This is a genomic window from Streptomyces sp. MUM 203J (genome assembly GCF_022414595.1).
Lineage (GTDB): Bacteria > Actinomycetota > Actinomycetes > Streptomycetales > Streptomycetaceae > Streptomyces.
On the sequence record NZ_JADWYO010000045.1, the window covers coordinates 33,336 to 50,523 of the forward strand.

14 protein-coding genes and 1 pseudogene are annotated in these 17,188 nt (G+C 68.6%); 4 read left to right on the top strand and 11 right to left on the bottom strand.

What is annotated here, in order from left to right; translation table 11 throughout:
- Positions 1–130: 130 nt before the first annotated feature.
- From I3F58_RS20995 to rplU, 4 genes are all read right to left on the bottom strand, one after another.
- Entirely contained in the window at positions 131–2,284 is a 2,154-nt protein-coding gene (locus tag I3F58_RS20995) for a glycosyltransferase family 4 protein (protein ID WP_240110208.1), read from the bottom strand.
- 294 nt (positions 2,285–2,578) lie between these two features.
- Entirely contained in the window at positions 2,579–4,015 is a 1,437-nt protein-coding gene (gene obgE, locus I3F58_RS21000; protein WP_240110209.1) for a GTPase ObgE, read from the bottom strand.
- 169 nt (positions 4,016–4,184) lie between these two features.
- Complete coding sequence (gene rpmA, locus I3F58_RS21005) at positions 4,185–4,439, bottom strand: 50S ribosomal protein L27 (protein WP_110628143.1); 255 nt, start codon at positions 4,437–4,439, stop codon at positions 4,185–4,187.
- A 14-nt stretch (positions 4,440–4,453) separates the two neighbouring features.
- Complete coding sequence (gene rplU, locus I3F58_RS21010) at positions 4,454–4,774, bottom strand: 50S ribosomal protein L21 (RefSeq protein ID WP_240110210.1); 321 nt, start codon at positions 4,772–4,774, stop codon at positions 4,454–4,456.
- Positions 4,775–5,071: 297 nt separating this feature from the next.
- Between rplU and I3F58_RS21015 the strand changes: the two genes are divergently transcribed.
- Positions 5,072–5,677, top strand: coding sequence for an acyltransferase (locus tag I3F58_RS21015; RefSeq protein WP_240110211.1), 606 nt, complete (start codon positions 5,072–5,074; stop codon positions 5,675–5,677).
- On the opposite strand, the gene I3F58_RS21020 is transcribed toward I3F58_RS21015, so the two are convergent.
- On the bottom strand, positions 5,674–5,940 hold the full coding sequence (locus I3F58_RS21020; protein WP_240110212.1) for a hypothetical protein: 267 nt from the start codon (positions 5,938–5,940) through the stop codon (positions 5,674–5,676). The genes I3F58_RS21015 and I3F58_RS21020 overlap by 4 nt on opposite strands.
- 412 nt (positions 5,941–6,352) lie before the next feature.
- Between I3F58_RS21020 and I3F58_RS21025 the strand changes: the two genes are divergently transcribed.
- The 3 genes from I3F58_RS21025 to wecB all read left to right on the top strand — a co-directional run bounded on the left by I3F58_RS21025 (position 6,353) and on the right by wecB (position 9,758).
- Entirely contained in the window at positions 6,353–6,748 is a 396-nt protein-coding gene (locus tag I3F58_RS21025; protein ID WP_240110213.1) for a peptidase inhibitor family I36 protein, read from the top strand.
- 611 nt (positions 6,749–7,359) lie between these two features.
- On the top strand, positions 7,360–8,355 hold the full coding sequence (locus I3F58_RS21030; RefSeq protein ID WP_240110214.1) for a hypothetical protein: 996 nt from the start codon (positions 7,360–7,362) through the stop codon (positions 8,353–8,355).
- Between the two features lie 305 nt (positions 8,356–8,660).
- On the top strand, positions 8,661–9,758 hold the full coding sequence (gene wecB / locus I3F58_RS21035) for a non-hydrolyzing UDP-N-acetylglucosamine 2-epimerase (RefSeq protein WP_240110215.1): 1,098 nt from the start codon (positions 8,661–8,663) through the stop codon (positions 9,756–9,758).
- Between the two features lie 96 nt (positions 9,759–9,854).
- Here the strand turns inward: wecB and I3F58_RS21040 are convergent, their stop codons facing one another.
- From I3F58_RS21040 to I3F58_RS21065, 6 genes and pseudogenes are all read right to left on the bottom strand, one after another.
- Entirely contained in the window at positions 9,855–11,408 is a 1,554-nt protein-coding gene (locus tag I3F58_RS21040) for a glycosyltransferase (protein WP_240110216.1), read from the bottom strand.
- Between the two features lie 24 nt (positions 11,409–11,432).
- A complete protein-coding gene (locus tag I3F58_RS21045) occupies positions 11,433–12,716 on the bottom strand; it encodes a nucleotide sugar dehydrogenase (RefSeq protein WP_240110217.1) in 1,284 nt (427 codons plus the stop codon).
- Positions 12,717–12,720: 4 nt separating this feature from the next.
- Positions 12,721–14,340 carry a glycosyltransferase gene (locus I3F58_RS21050; RefSeq protein ID WP_240110218.1) on the bottom strand — a complete coding sequence of 540 codons (1,620 nt, stop codon included), beginning with the start codon at positions 14,338–14,340 and terminating at the stop codon, positions 12,721–12,723.
- Between the two features lie 11 nt (positions 14,341–14,351).
- Positions 14,352–15,362 carry a Gfo/Idh/MocA family protein gene (locus I3F58_RS21055; RefSeq protein WP_240110219.1) on the bottom strand — a complete coding sequence of 337 codons (1,011 nt, stop codon included), beginning with the start codon at positions 15,360–15,362 and terminating at the stop codon, positions 14,352–14,354.
- On the bottom strand, positions 15,359–16,477 hold the full coding sequence (locus I3F58_RS21060) for a DegT/DnrJ/EryC1/StrS aminotransferase family protein (RefSeq protein ID WP_240110220.1): 1,119 nt from the start codon (positions 16,475–16,477) through the stop codon (positions 15,359–15,361). The genes I3F58_RS21055 and I3F58_RS21060 overlap by 4 nt, the downstream gene beginning before the upstream one ends.
- 203 nt (positions 16,478–16,680) lie before the next feature.
- Positions 16,681–17,188 (bottom strand): annotated as a pseudogene (locus I3F58_RS21065) (ribonuclease E/G); the annotation flags it as partial.

The window sequence follows — 17,188 nt, forward strand, 5'->3', positions numbered from 1 at the left end:
ACAACCTGGCCAACACCGGCTGTTCACCGGTGGGACCAGGGTCGTTGGCGGGGCTGGGGCGAGCCGGGGGCCGGGGCCGGGTGAGCTAGAGCACACGGGCCGGGCACCCTCCGGGCCGGGGCCCCGGGGGCTACTGGTCGGTCACCTGGATGTTCAGGGCGTTGCCTCCGTCGTACAGGGGCGTGATCGCCACCAGGAGCTGCTTCCGGCCACGCAGCTTACGCAGGACGCGGCGGAGGAGGAGCAGCGGCCTCGGCCGGTGCCGGAGCACGGTCCGGTAGGTGAAGACGTCACCCTTCGCGATCACGTCGTCCAGGACCCGGCCGATCCGCACCGGCTCGCGCCCGGGCGAGGCCCGCATCCACAGCTCCCAGACGTCGGGCCGCGCGCGGTCACGGCCCTCCCGCCGCTGCAGCTCGTGCAGCGGCACCACCAGCCGGAACCGGCCGTCGGGCAGCCACGCACCGGGCGCAACAGACTCCCGCCCGCCCTCCGGCCCGCCGCCCTGGAGCCGCATCAGCAGCTCGGGCCGCCCGTCGGCAGGCCCGCCCGTGCCCTGCCCGTACAGCCGCCCCGTGACGGCGACCCCGTCGTGCCCGGCGACCTGGACGTCCCCGGCCTCGGCGTGCACATCCCGCGACCAGGCGCGCAGCTCCAGCAGCCCCTCGGGCGGGCTGCGGTGGGGCACCAGGTGACGCACCGGCTCCCCCGCCCGCTGCCGCCGGGCGGCGTCCAGCGAACCGCGCTGGTCGGCCGCGCGCACGGCGAGCGCCACGCGCGAGCCGCCCTCCACCCCCTCGACGTGACACCGCCAGGTGCCCTCCGCGAACACGTCACCCGCCGGAATCGTCGCCGTGCCGTCGTTCCCGAAGGGATACGTCCGCTCCCCGGCGCCCCGCTTCTTCGCCGGCCCCGCGTGCGGTACGCACACCAGGCGCAGCCCGTCCCGCCGGGCGGCTCCCACCGGGACCAGGGTCACCGACACGGACCCGTCGCCCTCCGCGACGGCGTCCACGACGGGTGCGGCACCGCCCCGGCCCGAGCGCCCGTCCCGTACGGCACCGTGTCCGGCAGCAGCCGGGACCCCGGCCGCCGCACCTTCAGCGGCCCCGCCGGAAGCCGGCGCGCCCCCGGCCGGCTCCCCCGCACCCAGCTCGGCGAAGAGGTCGACGTACCGCCTGGCGATGGCGCTGGGGTCGAACCGGCGGGCGTTCCGTACGGCGGTCCGCCCCATGGTCTGCCGCAGGTCCTCGTCGTCGATCAGCCGGAGCAGGGCCGCCGCCACCGCGTCGACGTCACCGACCGGCACCAGCAGTCCGTCCTCGCCGTCCCGGATGATCTCACGGGGTCCGTAGTCGCAGTCGGTGCTCACCATGGGGACGCCGCAGCGCATCGCCTCGACGAGAGTCATCCCGAACGACTCGTGGCGGGAGGTGGAGGCGGCGATGGCTCCCTTGGCCCACTCGGGCTCGATGGGCGAGCGGGGGCCCATCAGGTACACGCTGTTGTTCAGCCCCAGGCGGTCGATGTGGCGGCGCAGCCGGGCCTTCTCGGGGCCCCAGCCGCAGATCCGCAGCGTCCACTCCGGCCGCACCTTCACGACCTGGGCGAACGCGCTGATCAGCACGTCGTACCGCTTCTCCTTGGAGAGCCGTCCGGCCGCGACGACGGTGGTGCCCGACCGGTCGGAGGGTACGACCATCGGCTCGGGCACGCTGTTGGGGATGCACACTATCCGCGTGCCGGACAGCCTCATCTGCTCGCGCCAGACCGCCGCGTCGCCCTCGGAGACGGTGACGAACGCGTCGATCCGCTCCAGGTGAGGGCGCATCTCCTCGCGCAGCACCGCCCGGTGGTGATGGTGCGTCATGTGCTCCTGTCCGATGAGCACGGCGCCCTCGGGGGCGAACTGCGCGGTGTAGGCCACGAGTCCGGGCCGGGTGCCGACGACGACATCGGCGTCGGACCGGGCGTAGTGGGCGCGCACCCGCTCGTCGGTCAGCCTGCTGTACTCCTGGTAGCGGGCCTCGTTGCGCGGGAAGTGCTCGGCGGACCTCAGCTGGTCGGGATGCGCCTTCTCGCAGGTGGGCGACTTGGGGCGGGTGTCGACCAGCGGGACGACGGTGATGCGCGGGTCGATGGTGAAGAGCGGGATGTCGCGGTGGCGGAACACCGAGACGATCTCGACCTCGTGCCGCGCGGCCAGCTCCTCCGCGAGGTTCAGCGTGGTACGGATGGTGCCACCGATCCCGTAGACCGTGTGGATGAGGAAAGAGATCTTCATCAGCCCTGCCATCTGAGACAACCGGGGCGCTGCACACCGCCCCCGAAGGTAGAGGGCACAAAGGGCCGAAAGGCTGTCCGGGCCATGCGAACATCTACGAATTGGCCAAAAACCGTCTGAACGGCGGAACGGCCCGCACAGGCGTGCGGGCCGTTCCCTCGACGCGGCGTCAGAAGCCGGGCGTCACTTGTTCACTTCCGGAACAGCGGACCGCCGGAACAGCCGGACCGCCGGAACAGCGGCCTGTCAGATCCGATGACCGTCAGAACAGGGAGCTGTCAGACCTGAGGACCGTCAGAACGGGTCGAACTCGTCGTACTCCCGCTCCGCCTCGTCCCGCTCGGCCTGCTTGTCCTTGCGGCGCTGCGCCGCCGGGCGCGGCGCCTCGAAGCGGTGGTCCTCGCCTCGGCGGCCGAGCATCTCGGCGCCGGCCATCATCGTCGGCTCCCAGTCGAAGACGACCGCGTCCTCCTCGGGGCCGATGGCGACGCCGTCACCGGCGTGGGCACCGGCCTTCATCAGCTGCTCCTCGACACCGAGGCGGTTCAGCCGGTCCGCGAGGTAGCCGACGGCCTCGTCGTTGTTGAAGTCGGTCTGCCGCACCCAGCGCTCCGGCTTCTCGCCGCGCACCCGGAACAGTCCCTCACCCTCGCGGGTGACGGTGAAGCCCGCGTCGTCGACCGCCTTCGGACGGATGACGATCCGGGTCGCCTCCTCCTTCGGCCTGGCGGCGCGGGCGGCGGCGACGATCTCCGCGAGGGCGTACGAGAGCTCCTTCAGGCCCTGGCGGGCGACGGCCGACACCTCGAAGACCCGGAACCCGCGTTCCTCCAGGTCGGAGCGGACCAGGTCCGCGAGGTCCTGGCCGTCCGGGATGTCGATCTTGTTGAGGACGACCACGCGGGGCCGGTCGTCCAGACCGCCGTACTGCTGCAGCTCCTCCTCGATCGCGTCGAGGTCGGACAGCGGGTCGCGGTGGGACTCCAGGGTCGCGGTGTCCAGGACGTGCACGAGCACGGAGCAGCGCTCGACGTGCCGCAGGAACTCCAGACCGAGGCCCTTGCCCTGGCTGGCACCGGGGATGAGGCCGGGGACGTCCGCGATGGTGTAGACGGTGGAGCCGGCGGTCACCACACCGAGGTTCGGCACCAGCGTGGTGAAGGGGTAGTCCGCGACCTTGGGCTTGGCGGCGGACAGCACGGAGATCAGTGAGGACTTGCCCGCGCTGGGGTAGCCGACCAGGGCCACGTCCGCGACGGTCTTCAGCTCCAGGACGATGTCCTGGACGTCCCCGGGCTCACCGAGCAGCGCGAAGCCGGGCGCCTTGCGGCGGGCCGAGGCCAGCGCCGCGTTGCCGAGGCCGCCACGGCCGCCCTGGGCGGCGACGTAACGGGTGCCGTGCCCGACCAGGTCGGCCAGCACCTCGCCGTTGCGGTCCTGGATGACGGTGCCGTCCGGCACGGGCAGGATCAGGTCCTGGCCGTCCTTGCCCGAGCGGTTGCCGCCCTCGCCGGGCTTGCCGTTGGTGGCCTTGCGGTGCGGCGAGTGGTGGTAGTCGAGCAGCGTGGTGACGGACTGGTCGACGACGAGGATGACGTCGCCGCCGCGACCGCCGTTGCCTCCGTCGGGGCCTCCGAGCGGTTTGAACTTCTCCCGGTGGACGGAGGCGCAGCCGTGGCCTCCGTTACCCGCGGCGACATGCAGCTCGACGCGGTCTACGAAGGTGGTCATGGTGGGTGCCTCCGGCGGTGGGGAAACGTACGGCTCCGTCACGGAACGTACGGGTTCGGTACGGGGTGTCCTAGCTGTAACACGCGAAGGGCGGACCCGCTTCCCGCACGGCTTGCGCCATTACGAGAAGAGAGGCCCGCCCTCGCGAAGCGTTCGGTCAGCCGACTACTCAGGCGACCGGAACGATGTTCACGACCTTGCGGCCACGGTGGGTGCCGAACTGCACCGCGCCGGCCTGCAGGGCGAACAGCGTGTCGTCGCCACCGCGACCGACACCCGCGCCCGGGTGGAAGTGGGTGCCACGCTGGCGGACCAGGATCTCACCGGCGTTGACGACCTGACCGCCGAAGCGCTTCACGCCGAGCCGCTGAGCGTTGGAGTCGCGACCGTTCCGGGTGGACGATGCGCCCTTCTTGTGTGCCATGTCTCCTCAGTCCCTTACTTCGCGGCCGACGGGATCTCGGTGACCTTCAGCGCGGTGTACTGCTGACGGTGACCCTGACGACGGCGGTAGCCGGTCTTGTTCTTGTAGCGCAGGATGTCGATCTTGGCGCCCTTGTGGTGGTCCACGACCTCGGCCTGGACCTTGATGCCGGCCAGGACCCAGGGGTCGCTGGTCACAGCGTCGCCGTCGACCAGGAGCAGGGTCGAGAGCTCGACCGTGTCGCCAACCTTGGCAGTGGAAATCTTGTCAACCTCAACGATGTCACCGACAGCAACCTTGTGCTGGCGGCCACCGCTGCGCACGATGGCGTACACGCGGATCTCTCTTTCCTCGCTCGTGGAAACCCCTGACGCCAGCCGCCCGCACGGGTGGGAGCCCGCGAGTGGACCGGATGGTCTGGAACGGCCTCTCCCGACCCGGGGCCGGGAGGGAGGTGCTCAGGAGCTGGCATGCATGCAGACACGCCGACGGTCAAGGGTACGAGCCGCCCCCCGAAGAATCAAACCGGGGCCCCGGCGCTGTGCCCTCCCCTCATCCACGTCGCGCCGCCGTGCGGACACGTATGCTCCCTGCGCCAGGACGCAGCACGGACGTGGAAGGCAAGGCGCACAGTGAACTACAGGGTCCAGCCCACCGCCCAGGTCGACGAGACCGCCGAGATCGGCGCTGGGAGCAGCGTCTGGGAGCTCGCCCAGATCCGGGAGGACGCCCGCCTCGGCGAGGGATGCGTCATCGGCCGCGGCGCGTACGTCGGCAGCGGTGTGCGGATCGGCGACAACGTGAAGCTGCAGAACTACGCCTTGGTGTACGAGCCCGCCGAGCTCGGCGACGGTGTCTTCGTCGGGCCCGCCGTGGTACTCACCAACGACCACAACCCGCGCTCCGTCGACCCGGAGGGCAAGCAGAAGCGCGGCGGCGACTGGGAGGCCGTCGGCGTCAAGGTCGCCGAGGGGGCGTCGCTGGGGGCACGTTCGGTGTGCGTGGCGCCCGTGCGGATCGGGCGGTGGGCGATGGTCGCCGCGGGCGCCGTCGTGACCAAGGACGTCCCGGACTTCGCGCTGGTCGTCGGTGTACCCGCCCGGCAGACCGGCTGGGTCGGCAAGGCCGGCGTCCGGCTGGTCGAGCGCGCGGACGAGCCGGGCACGTGGGAGTGCCCGCAGACGGGCGTGGTGTACGACGAGACGGACGGGACGCTCACCGAGCGCGCTGAGGCCTAGCCGGTGAACGTCCGGTAGCCGTGCCGCACCGGAGGGATACGGCTGCCGGTCGTCACCCGCAGGCGGGTGACGAGATTCCGGGTCGCCCGGCGCAGATACGTGTCGGCGTCCTCGGGGTCGTCGAGGGCGAGCGGCCGGTAGAAGGTCCTGGCGACGAAGACACGGGTGCCCTGGTTGTCCCGGCACAGGCTTGCGTTCCGGACCGTTCGGCCCCGCCCCCCCTTCGCATGACGGGGACACGGAAAGCAGCGCCTAATCGGCATCCTCAGGGCGCGGCAAGGTGGGGGTTGAAACCGTCGGCCTCGGCAGCGATCAGGCCTGGCATCTCGTCGCCGCCCCGCAGCCCGGCACCTGACCAGAGCCGGCGGCCGCTTTCACGGACGACAGTCGGCACGGGATCCGTTCGCACTGTGCGCGACGCGTGCCACCCGTCAAGGACTGATCATCGCATCGGGGACCGGGATCATCGACCGGGCGGAGCCCGCCGACCTCACTGCCCCAGACCCGCACGCCCGGAGCCCGCCGTACCGGTCAGCAGTCACCAGTCCCTTCCAGCCGGGCCGTCATCGACGGTTTCACGCCATTTTCTTCCCGCCGACAGCTGCAGGATCGACTGACGGTTAGCATGATCCACTGCATTGCATGGCCACTTCGGCGAGGAGCAGGAGAAAACACGTGAGTTGGAAGATGAAAGCCGCAGCCTCCGCTTCGATGCTCACCCTGACGATGAGCGGCACACTGATGGCGGCACCGACCGCCGCGGCGGCCGGGAACTGCCCGTCGGGGTATCTCTGCGTCTACGACGCGACCAAGTTTTCGGGCAACAGGATAGTCAGCGCGAGCACCAACTCTTGTTTTGACCCGCATGCGGTGGTCGCCAACTGGAACTACATACGGTCGTACACCAACAACAATTCGGTCGACGCCGCGGTCTGGCACTACAGTTATGCGGATTTCACGTACAAGAAGGTTCGCACGCTTCCAGCCGGTGGATTCAGCAGCAACATCGGAATCGACGGCCTGGGCGGCCAGTACGGGGACAAGGTGTGCATGGGCAATGCACGGCCCTGAGGCAGGCGATCACCAGCACACGGCGACGCGTACCACTCTTGAGGGCGTCAACGCGCTTCTCCGCACGCTCGTCACGCTGAAGGTCTCCCCAACCCAACCGTGAAGAGGCGTTGTCGAGGGCGGCCATCGGCTGCGGGAGAGGGGATGGAGCCCCTGTCCCGGCCACAGCCATCAAGATCACCCCCTCCCCACGCCCAGCTCGGCGCCGACCGACCACTGCTGCCTGCCAAAGCAGGACGAGCTCGTCGCCTGAACAAGTCGAAGGGCTGTTCCGGCAGACGATCGCTGACCGAACCTTGAGAACCGCTGCGTACGCCCCGGAATTCTCCTGCCGAAATCCACAGAACCGCACCGCGACCACTCTTGCACTACGCAAGATCACATCGCGGCAGCAGCGGTGAGCAGCTCAGGGTCTACACGCTTCCGACCGGCGGTTTCAGCAGTGGTATCGGGATCCGCAGCCCGGACCCGGGAGCACGCACGTTTCGGATCTGTTCGCGTGCCACAAAAATTCTCCTACTCCTGGGCATTCCTCTGGGTGGGCCGACAGAATCTCCTGCGTCTTCATGCCGACAGTCATCCGAAAGATACTCACAGCCGCTCTGACCATAATGCTGCTGCCACTCTGGTCGAGCACGGCGCAGGCCGAGAGCGCCCAGAAAGCTCGCATCACGCTCGACAGAGATGTGGAAATACTTCGTAGCACGACCTCCGAGTTGCTCAGAAAGACGCTGGCGCTGACCGCCGGCGCGAAGCGACATCTGCGCGGCCGCCTGGAGACCACCAGCTCCACCACCGGAATCATCGGTATGACCAGCCGGATCAAATGTGTGGGCCCGACCGGCACTCCCGTCGGCGTGATCGCGGCGTCAGCACGCAACCATGAGGGCCATGACACCAACACGTACGCCACACCGGGGCATCTGCCCATTTACGCGGACCTGCTCCTCACCGCCCCGGTGACAGGCGCCTACACCTGCTATCTCTACGGTTCGGCCTATTCAACCCTGACGGGCGAACACCATCTGACGGCAGTTGCGGGGAACACCTGGTTGGAAGTCAGCGACACCGACCAGGCCGGTGCATCGTGGTGGCAGAACCCTTCGTGCGAGAGCGCCGACCCCGATGGCCGGTGCACGTATGTCGGCGACGGTACGGCGGCTCAGGATGCCTGGGTCTTCTATCGCGACGGGACGCCCGTACAGAAGTGGCAGGCTCACCCGGCAGCGGCCACGGTCTCCGCCCAGGCCAATCTGGAGCTGACAACCTGTTACAAGGGCACGGCTTCCTGCGCGGACACCATGGAGGAGTATGCGCGAGGCCGGAACGCTGTCGTGGACCTGCGCTTCGAGTTCATCCAGCTCGACAGAACCGGTCATGCGTGCCGCACACACAGCACCTCCACCCGAAGGACCGTCACGGACGACGCGCATCACTACGCGGCCTACCTCAGGCTCTCCGACCTGCGTATCGAATCCGACTGCGGAACCCGCACGTTCCTCATGCGCGTTTACGTGAAACATGTGTCGGGCCAGACGATCAAGATCGACGGTACACAGAAGGGTGTCACCTCACTCACCAACGGCATCGCGTTCAATAATTTCTGAACCATGAGTGAAAGCTCTTGATGCCAGGATCCGCCCTCGGCAGGGGACTGAGGTCGGCATCTCCCATGCTCTCCCCGGCCCTCTCACAGGCTGCCGGTTTCCAGCGATCTGCCCTCCTGCCGTGGGGATATTCCAGAGGTGGAACATCCCACCGTCGCACCGGGTGAGGAGCCGGGTCAGGCGGCGGCCCGAGGCTGCCGCCCCCAAACGGGAGTTGTATCGTCGTCGCTGCAGGCGGCTGCACTCAAGGGTTCGCCGTCATGTTCTTTGCCCGTCAGCCTCGTGGCCCAGAAGAAGAGTGTCGAATGAAAGTCATCAGTATCGTCGGTGCCAGGCCGCAGCTGGTAAAGCTGGCCCCCGTGGCAGCGGCGTTCGCCGAGACGGAGCACCAGCACGTCATCGTCCACACCGGGCAGCACTACGACGCCGACCTCTCCGACGTCTTCTTCACCGGGCTCGGCATACCCGATCCGGACGTCCACCTGGGAGTCGGTTCGGGGAGCCACGGGGTCCAGACCGGAGCCGTACTCTCCGCGCTCGACCCGGTACTCGAGACAGAGCAGCCGGACTGGGTTCTGGTGTACGGCGACACGAACTCGACCATCGCCGGTGCGCTCTCCGCGGTGAAGCAGCACCTTCCGGTGGCTCATCTGGAAGCCGGGCTGCGCTCCTTCAACCGCCGCATGCCGGAAGAGCACAACCGTGTGCTGACGGACCACTGCGCCGATCTGCTGCTGGCTCCCACCGAGGAGGCCATGCGCCACCTCGCCAACGAGGGACTCGGGCACCGGGCGGAGCTGGCCGGGGACGTGATGGTCGACATCTGTCTGCGGATCCGGGACGCGGTACTCGCCGGCGAGCATCCGCTTCCGGCGCTGCCCGAAGGCATCGACCCCTCCCAGCCGTTCCTGCTCGCCACCCTGCACCGGCCGGACAATACGGATGATCCGGCTCGGTTGTCCGCGATCATCAAGTCGCTGGCCGACCTGCCGGTCCCGGTGGCCCTCCTGGCTCACCCCCGCTTGGCGGCGAGGGCTGAGCAGCACGGAATCGATCTGGCACAGGGTGCTGTCAGAGTGGGGCGTCCGCTGCCCTACGCGGGCCTCGTGGCGGCCGTGCTGGCTTCGTCGGGGGTAGTCACAGACTCCGGCGGTCTGCAGAAGGAGGCCTTCCTGCTCGACCGCGTGTGCACCACCATTCGGCCCGAGACGGAGTGGATCGAGACTCTCGAGGGCGGCTGGAACCACCTGGTGCCCAACCCTCACGAGATGGCTCCCACCGAGTGGTCGAACCTGGTCACCCGGCCCGTACCGGCGACCCCGCACGGCACCCCGTACGGCGACGGCACTGCCGCTCAGCGCGTCATCAAGCTGATGGAGCAGGCGACTTCGTCCCGCTCGTGACATGATCTGAGGCAAGGGGCTCACCCGCGCCGATCGCGCTGGTGAGCCCCTCACGCTTGGTCCGGGCACGGACTCCGGAAGTCCGCGCCCGGGATGTCAGTCGAGATGTTTCAGCAGACGCTCGTAGAGCCCGACGTACTTCTCCGCCTGCGCTTCCCAGCTCCACTCGTCCAGCATGCCGGGGCGGTCGTACGGCGCCGTGTAGCGTTCCCTGTCGCTCAGGACCGCACCCACGGCCCGCGCCAGGTCCTTGCCGTCCTCGGACCGGAACACCTCTCCGTTGCCCACACGCCTGACCTCGTCGGACATGGCCTTGACATCACTCACGACGACAGGCAGACGAGCCTGCATGAACTCGAAGAACTTGGTGCTCAGCGCGACCTCGTGGTTCACCGGGCCCTTGCGGAGGGGGTGAATGCCCACATCGGCCGTCGAGAGGAACCGCACAAGCACGTCGTACGGCACATAGGGCATGAGGTGGATCCGGTCGGCGGCCCCGATGCGGTCGGCGAGCTCCCGCAGTGATGCGACGTACTCACCGTCGAGATTGTTGATCATGAAGGCGGCATGCACGTCGGGCAGGAATTCCAGAGACTCCACGATCGTGTGCAGACAGCGCTGAGGAGCCGCGCCACCGCAGTACACCGCCAGCGGTGTGTCCGGTCCCAGGCCGCACGCTTCTCGAACGTCCCGAGCGCCTTCCGGTGTGGTCCAGTCCGACGCCCCGTCCTCACCGGGCACGAGCTTCGGCGGCGCGTTCAGGGTGACGATCGGCCGCTCACTCAGACCGTGCGACTCTTCCAGCATCTCGGCGAGGGCGGGGGATACCGTCACGACCGCGTCGACGTAGCCGATGTGCTCCCGCTCGTAGGCGACCTGCGAGGCAAGCCACTTCTTCGATCGATTGTGGTGTGCCAGACCGGGCACGAACTCGTGCGCGTCGTATATCACCCGGACGTCGCGGCCGGCCCGGCGTGCGCGCACTGCCGCACGGGCGGCCACACCGATCATGCGGAAGTCATGCGCGTGTATCAGATCGGGCTTGAGCTCCTCGATCTTGTCCCGGTAGCTGAGTTCGTAGCGCAGGGGCAGGGGGTCCAGCCGTCGCCAGGCGCGGTCGCCCATGGCCGTGCCCCAGAAGCGCCGTTCGATCTCTTCGAAGACACCGTCCCGCTCGCCCCAGAACGAAGCCGCTGCCCGGGTCTGGCGTGCCCTGGCGGTGATGGTGGTCCTGCGCAGCTTGCCTGTAACACGCTGAGCGAGCAGCGGAAGCTGCGGTGTCCTCGGCTTCCTGGCGATGCCGGTGCGCGCCGCGTCACCGGTGCTGCGCAGTTCGAGCTCGGCCCAGTTGACCTTGATCATCCGGGACTTGAGGAAGGCCTTGTCCTTGCTCTGGTAGGCCAGCGGATATCGCAGCTTGGCCGCCCGCCTCCGCAGGGTCTTGCGGGACGGCAGACGCTTCAGCGGCAGTCGGTGTATCTGCGCGTCACCGATCTCATAGGTGTCGGCGCCCGACTTCGGAGCCCGCCCTATGAGGTGGACCTCCCATCCCGCCTCCGCCATGGAGCGTGCGCTCTTCTGGACGCGTGAGTCACCATCAATGGTGTTGTCGACGAGCATCACCACTCGTCCAGGGCGATGATCTCGCATTGCTTCGGTTCCTCTGTTCATCTGTCAACCGCCGATGACGACCCGGCGGACGCCCTTCCACACATCGGGGTCAGTGGTGCGGCGACCGTCGATCAGCACGGTGACATCCGGCAGGTCCGCCGGGTTCAGCTCCCGGTACTCGGCGTGGTCGGCCTGGAGGATTGCCGCGGTGACCTTCTCACCCTTGTGCGGGGCGAGGCCGAGGGCGGCGAGCTCCTCGTCCGTGTACATCGGGTCGGAGACGTACGGGACGGCGCCGCGCGCCTTGAGGGCCTCGACGGTCGGGAAGACACCGGAGAACGCGGTCTCCTTGACGCCGCCGCGGTAGGCCGCGCCCAGCACAAGTACGTTCACGTCCTTCAGGTCGCCGTAAGCGGCGGCCAGCAGGTCGACGGCGTAGTCCGGCATCGCGGCGTTGGCCTCGCGGGCGGAGCGGACGACCGTGGCCTCCGGGTCGTTCCACAGGTACATCCGCGGGTAGATCGGGATGCAGTGGCCGCCGACGGCGATGCCGGGCTGGTGGATGTGGCTGTACGGCTGAGAGTTGCAGGCCTCGATGACCTTCTTGACGTCGATGCCGTTCTTGTCGGCGAACCGGGCGAACTGGTTGGCCAGACCGATGTTGACGTCCCGGTAGGTGGTCTCGGCGAGCTTGGCCAGCTCGGACGCCTCGGCGGTACCGAGGTCCCAGACGCCGTTGGGCTGCGGCAGGTCGTCGCGCACGTCGAAGTCGAGGACCTGCTCGTAGAACTCGACACCGCGCCGCGTCGACGCCTCGTCGATACCGCCGACCAGCTTCGGGTAGCGGCGCAGGTCGGCGAAGACGCGGCCGGTGAGCACACGCTCCGGAGAGAAGACCAGGTGGAAGTCCTTGCCCGCGGTGAGACCGGAGCCCTCCTCCAGCATGGGCGCCCAGCGGGTGCGGGTGGTACCGACGGGCAGGGTGGTCTCGTATGAGACGAGAGTGCCGGGCCTGAGTCCCTTGGCGATCGCCTTCGTGGCGGAGTCCATCCAGCCGAAGTCCGGCACGCCCTCGGCGTCCACGAACAGCGGGACGACAACCACGACGGCCTCGGACCGGGCGACGGCGGCCGCGGTGTCGGTGGTCGCGGTCAGCAGGCCGGCGTCGACGGCCTTCTTCAGCTTGACGTCGAGGTCGTGCTCACCGGGGAAGGGCTCGGTGCCGGCGTTGACCAGCTCGACGACCTTCTCGTTGACGTCCGCGCCGATGACCCGGTGGCCCTTATCGGCGAACTGCACGGCGAGGGGCAGACCGATCTTGCCGAGCGCCACTACACAGATGTTCATCGGGTTACTTCCTCTTCAACCGGGACAGCAGAGTGCGCAGTCGCGCGCCGGGAGACTGCGACGGCCCGTACAGCGGAGCCGTTGTGATTGTCAGTCGCCCCTTGGAGTTCACGTTGGCCGAGAGACGGTACGGCACCTTCTCGCCCCAGCTCCGTGCCAGTGGCAGCGGAACGCCGCGGGCCCGCAGCGGTATCTCGTACGTCGCGCCTGCCACGTCCACATAGACGCGGGCACCACGCTTGGCACTGACCGCCTGGAGGGGAACGCGGGCCGTCAGGACGCTGCCGGTCCCGTCCGCAGTGGGCTGACAGGCGAACTCCCCCACCGGCTCAGGGAGCTCGTGTCCGGCCGGGAGGCGGCGTGCGCCGGGCTTGTCGGCGCTGTTGGGCATGGCCTTGCCGGCCAGCCGAAGCACGGCGGAGCCGGTGTCCCCAGTGACGGCGAGTCGTGCCGTGAGCGCGATCAATGGGGTCTCGCCGGACTGCTCCCAGGCCACGGAGAGCAGTTCGGTCCCCTTGGCAAGACGTCCTGGCACCGCTTCGCCCACCAACTCGAAGCAGCGGTCGGGCAGGTCCACGGCCGCCTCCCGGAAGCCCGGGTAGCGGGCGAAGGCCCGGCCCCCTTCCAGGAGGAACGGCGGCGCACCCTGGGTGGACTCATCGCGGATCGCCCTGACGAGCGCGTCAACGGCTCCCCGTTGTGCCAGCGCGATCCGCACCCTGCGCTTGACATCCAGGGAATCCCGGAGCTCGTCCGTGAAGTAGTCGTCGGCGAGTTCCGCGATTCCCGCACACAGCTCGTTCTGCAGGGACCTGTCGAGCGCCAGGAAGTCCTCCTGCACGAGCTTGGCGAGCTCCCAGGTGAAGTGCCGCTTGAAGACGGCGTCACGCTTCGGTCCTGCCTCGATCAGCTCCGCCGCCTGCCGCATGATGCGTCCGGTGCAGCGCAGCCGTGCGAGATGGTCGGCCCGGTAGGTGATGTTGGACGCGTCCCCACGCTTCACCGCGTAATAGAACGTGTAGTCCGCCAGGACCGAGATCTTCTGGGCGCGGACGCACGCCTCGATGGTGAACGGCTGGTCCGAGCCCACCGGCAGGTCCTCGGGAAAGCGCAGCTTGTAGCGCTCGACCAGGTCACGGCGGAACAGCTTGGTGTTGGCCAGAGTGAACGGCAGCGCCGAGTCGTACAGGCTGACGTCGAGGTCGTTCTTCTTGTAGAGGGCCTGATGCACGTACCGGCCATTGGTGCCGACCATCTTGCCGATCACCACATCGGAGCCGTTCTCGTCGGCGCAGGCGACCAGGCGCTCCAGCGCCTCCTCGCCCAGGTAGTCGTCCGACCCGATGAAATAGACATAGCGGCCGGTGGCGGCCTCCAGAGCCCGGTTGCTGGGCGCGGCCGGGCCGCCGGAGTTGGGCTGGTGGATCACCTTGACGACGCCCGGGTACCGCTCGGCGAACCGGTCGAGTTCCGGGCCGCTGTCGTCCGTCGAGCCGTCATTGACAGCCACGATCTCCAGCCGGTCCCGGCCGATACTCTGACCGATGAGAGAGTTCAGACACTCGGTCAGATAGGGCATCGTGTTGTAGACCGCGACCACGACGGTCACGTCTGGCCTGCTCAAGGTAATACCCCTTACACCCTCACAGAGCCGTCGAGTCGTCTCGTGTCACCCGTGGCGGCCGACTCCAGCACGGCAGCGGCGACCTCTACCGTCCGCAGCCCCTGCCGCAGGGTGCAGATGTCGTCCGACGTGCCCAGGACGGCGTCGCGGAAAAGTTCGTGTTCGACCAGCAGCGGCTCCCGCTTGGGGATCGCATAGCGGATCATGTCGCCCTCCGCGACCCCGCGGAACGCGCTCAGCGCCTCCCACTCGGTGGCGACCGCGGCGTTGGAGTGGAACGTCAGGTCGGCGGTCAGCGTGTCCGCGATGAAGCAGCCCTTCTCGCCCGTCACGGACGTGAACCGTTCCTTCAGCGGGCTCAGCCAGTTCACCAGGTGGCTGACCATCGTGCCGTCCGACAGCTTGCCGATCGCCGACACCATGTCCTCGTGCGGGCGGCCCGACTTCGACACCGTGTGCGCGGCGATCGACGTGTACGTCTGGCCCGTCACCCACCCGGTGAGGTCGATGTCATGCGTGGCCAGGTCCTTCACCACGCCCACGTCCGCGATCCGGTGCGGGAAGGGACCCTGACGGCGGGTCACCACCTGGTACACGTCACCCAGCTCACCCGCCTCCAGACGGGCCCGCAGCGAACGCAGCGCCGGATTGCACCGCTCGATGTGGCCGACGCCCGCGACCAGACCCCGCGACTCGAACGCCTCCACCAGGCGGACGGCGCCCTCCACCGTGTCCGCGACCGGCTTCTCGATCAGCGCGCACACACCGGCCTCGGCCAGCTTCAGCCCGACCTCCTCATGAAGCGCGGTCGGACACGCCACCACGGCGTAATCGACACCGAGCGCCAGCAGCTCCTCCACCGTGGACAGCACGGGCACACCCTGAGCCCAGCCGTTCTTGTCACCCATCGGATCGACGACCCCGACGAAGTCCACACCGTCGAGACCGGCGAGAACACGGGCATGATGGCGGCCCATCGAACCGAGCCCGACAAGCCCGGCACGCAGCGGCGTGATGGTCACTGGCTCTCCCCCAGGGTGTTCACGGCGGCGACGATCCGCTCCAGGTCGTTCTGCGTCAGGGACGGGTGGACCGGCAGCGAGACGACCTCGGCGGCGGCCTTCTCCGTCTCCGGCAGGTCCCAGGTGCGGCCGGCCTTCTGGTCCGGCTCCCAGTACGGCTTCAGCCGGTGGATCGGCGTCGGGTAGTACACGGCATTGCCGATGCCCGCCTCGGTGAGCTTCGCCATCGCGGCGTCGCGGTCACCGCGCACCCGGATCGTGTACTGGTGGAAGACATGGCGGGCGCCCTCCGCCACGACCGGCGTCACCACGTTCGACGCGGTGATGTTCCCGGAGAGGTACGCGGCGTTCGCGATGCGCTGCTCGGTCCAGCCGGGCAGCTTGGCGAGTTGAGCCCGGCCGATGGCGGCGGCCACGTCGGTCATACGCATGTTGGCGCCGACGATCTCGTTGGCGTACCGCTGCTCCATGCCCTGATTACGCAACAGGCGCAGGGTGCGGGCGACCTCGGCGTCCCGGACCGAGATCATGCCGCCCTCAAGCGAGTGCATGTTCTTCGTCGGGTAGAAGCTGAACGTGCCGCCGGCACCGAAGGCACCGACCGGCGTGCCGTGCAGCGCCGCCGCATGGGCCTGACAGGCATCCTCGACGACCGCCAGCTTGTGCCGGTCCGCGATGCCCATGATCCGGTCCATCGCCGCGGGATGCCCGTACAGATGCACCGGCATGATCGCCGCCGTGCGCGGAGTGACGGCGGCCTCCACCGCGGCCGGATCCACACAGAAACTGTCCGGCTCGATATCCACGAAAACGGCCTCGGCACCCACCAGACGGATCGCGTTGGCAGAAGCCGCGAAGGAGAAGGACGGCACGACGACCTCGTCGCCCGGTCCGATCCCCAGCGCCATCAGAAGGAGATGCAGAGCGGACGTACCAGAGTTGACAGCAACACAGTGCCGCCCACCGACCAGCGCGGAGAACCCCTCCTCGAACGCCGCGACCTCGGGCCCCTGCACCACCCGGCCACTGCGCAGAACGCGGACCGCGGCCTCAATCTCCTCTTCGCCAATCACCGGGCGAGCAGCGGAAACGGGCTGCTCGTTGACGCTCGGCATGGACGTCCTCCTTGGAACACCGGCGGAATGCGGGCGTCACGTTAGCAGGAATGAAGACGTCGATTTCCGAAGGATTAACAACCGGGTCCTTCAGCTACGTAAACATTCGACACCCATTCGAAAAGACCCGAATAAAAATACGAATCCCGCCCCGTGGATCTCCACGGGGCGGGATTCGTTCAGATGTGCGAGGCTGCCGGACCTCAGTCCTCGGCAGCCGCCGTCACGGTCGGGGCGGACGCCTGTTCGGCCGCGGCGGTCTTCTTCGCCGTGGTCTTCTTGGCGGCCGTCTTCTTGGCCGTCGCCTTCTTGGCGGTGGTGGCCTTCTTGGCGGTGGTCGTCTTCTTGGCCGCCGCCTTCTTCGTGGTGGCTGCCTTCTTGGCCGTCGTCGCCGTCTTCTTGGCCGCGGTCTTCTTCGCCGTGGTCTTCTTGGCGGCGGTCTTCCTGGCAGCCGCCTTCTTGGCGGGGACCTCGGTCTCCTCGACGGTTTCCGCTGCCTTTTCCGCGGCCTCGGGCGATTCCCCGGCCACCAGGGCCTCGGTGGCCTCGGCTGCGGGCTTCTCCTCGGCCGGTGCCGGGGCGTGGGCGACCACGACGACCGCGGCCTCGTCGGCGCCCGACGGGGAGCCGGCCGGGGCGGTCACCTTGCGCACCGCGCGGCGGCGGGGGCGGGCCGGGGCGGCCTCGGCCGCCGGGGCCTCGGCTGCGGCC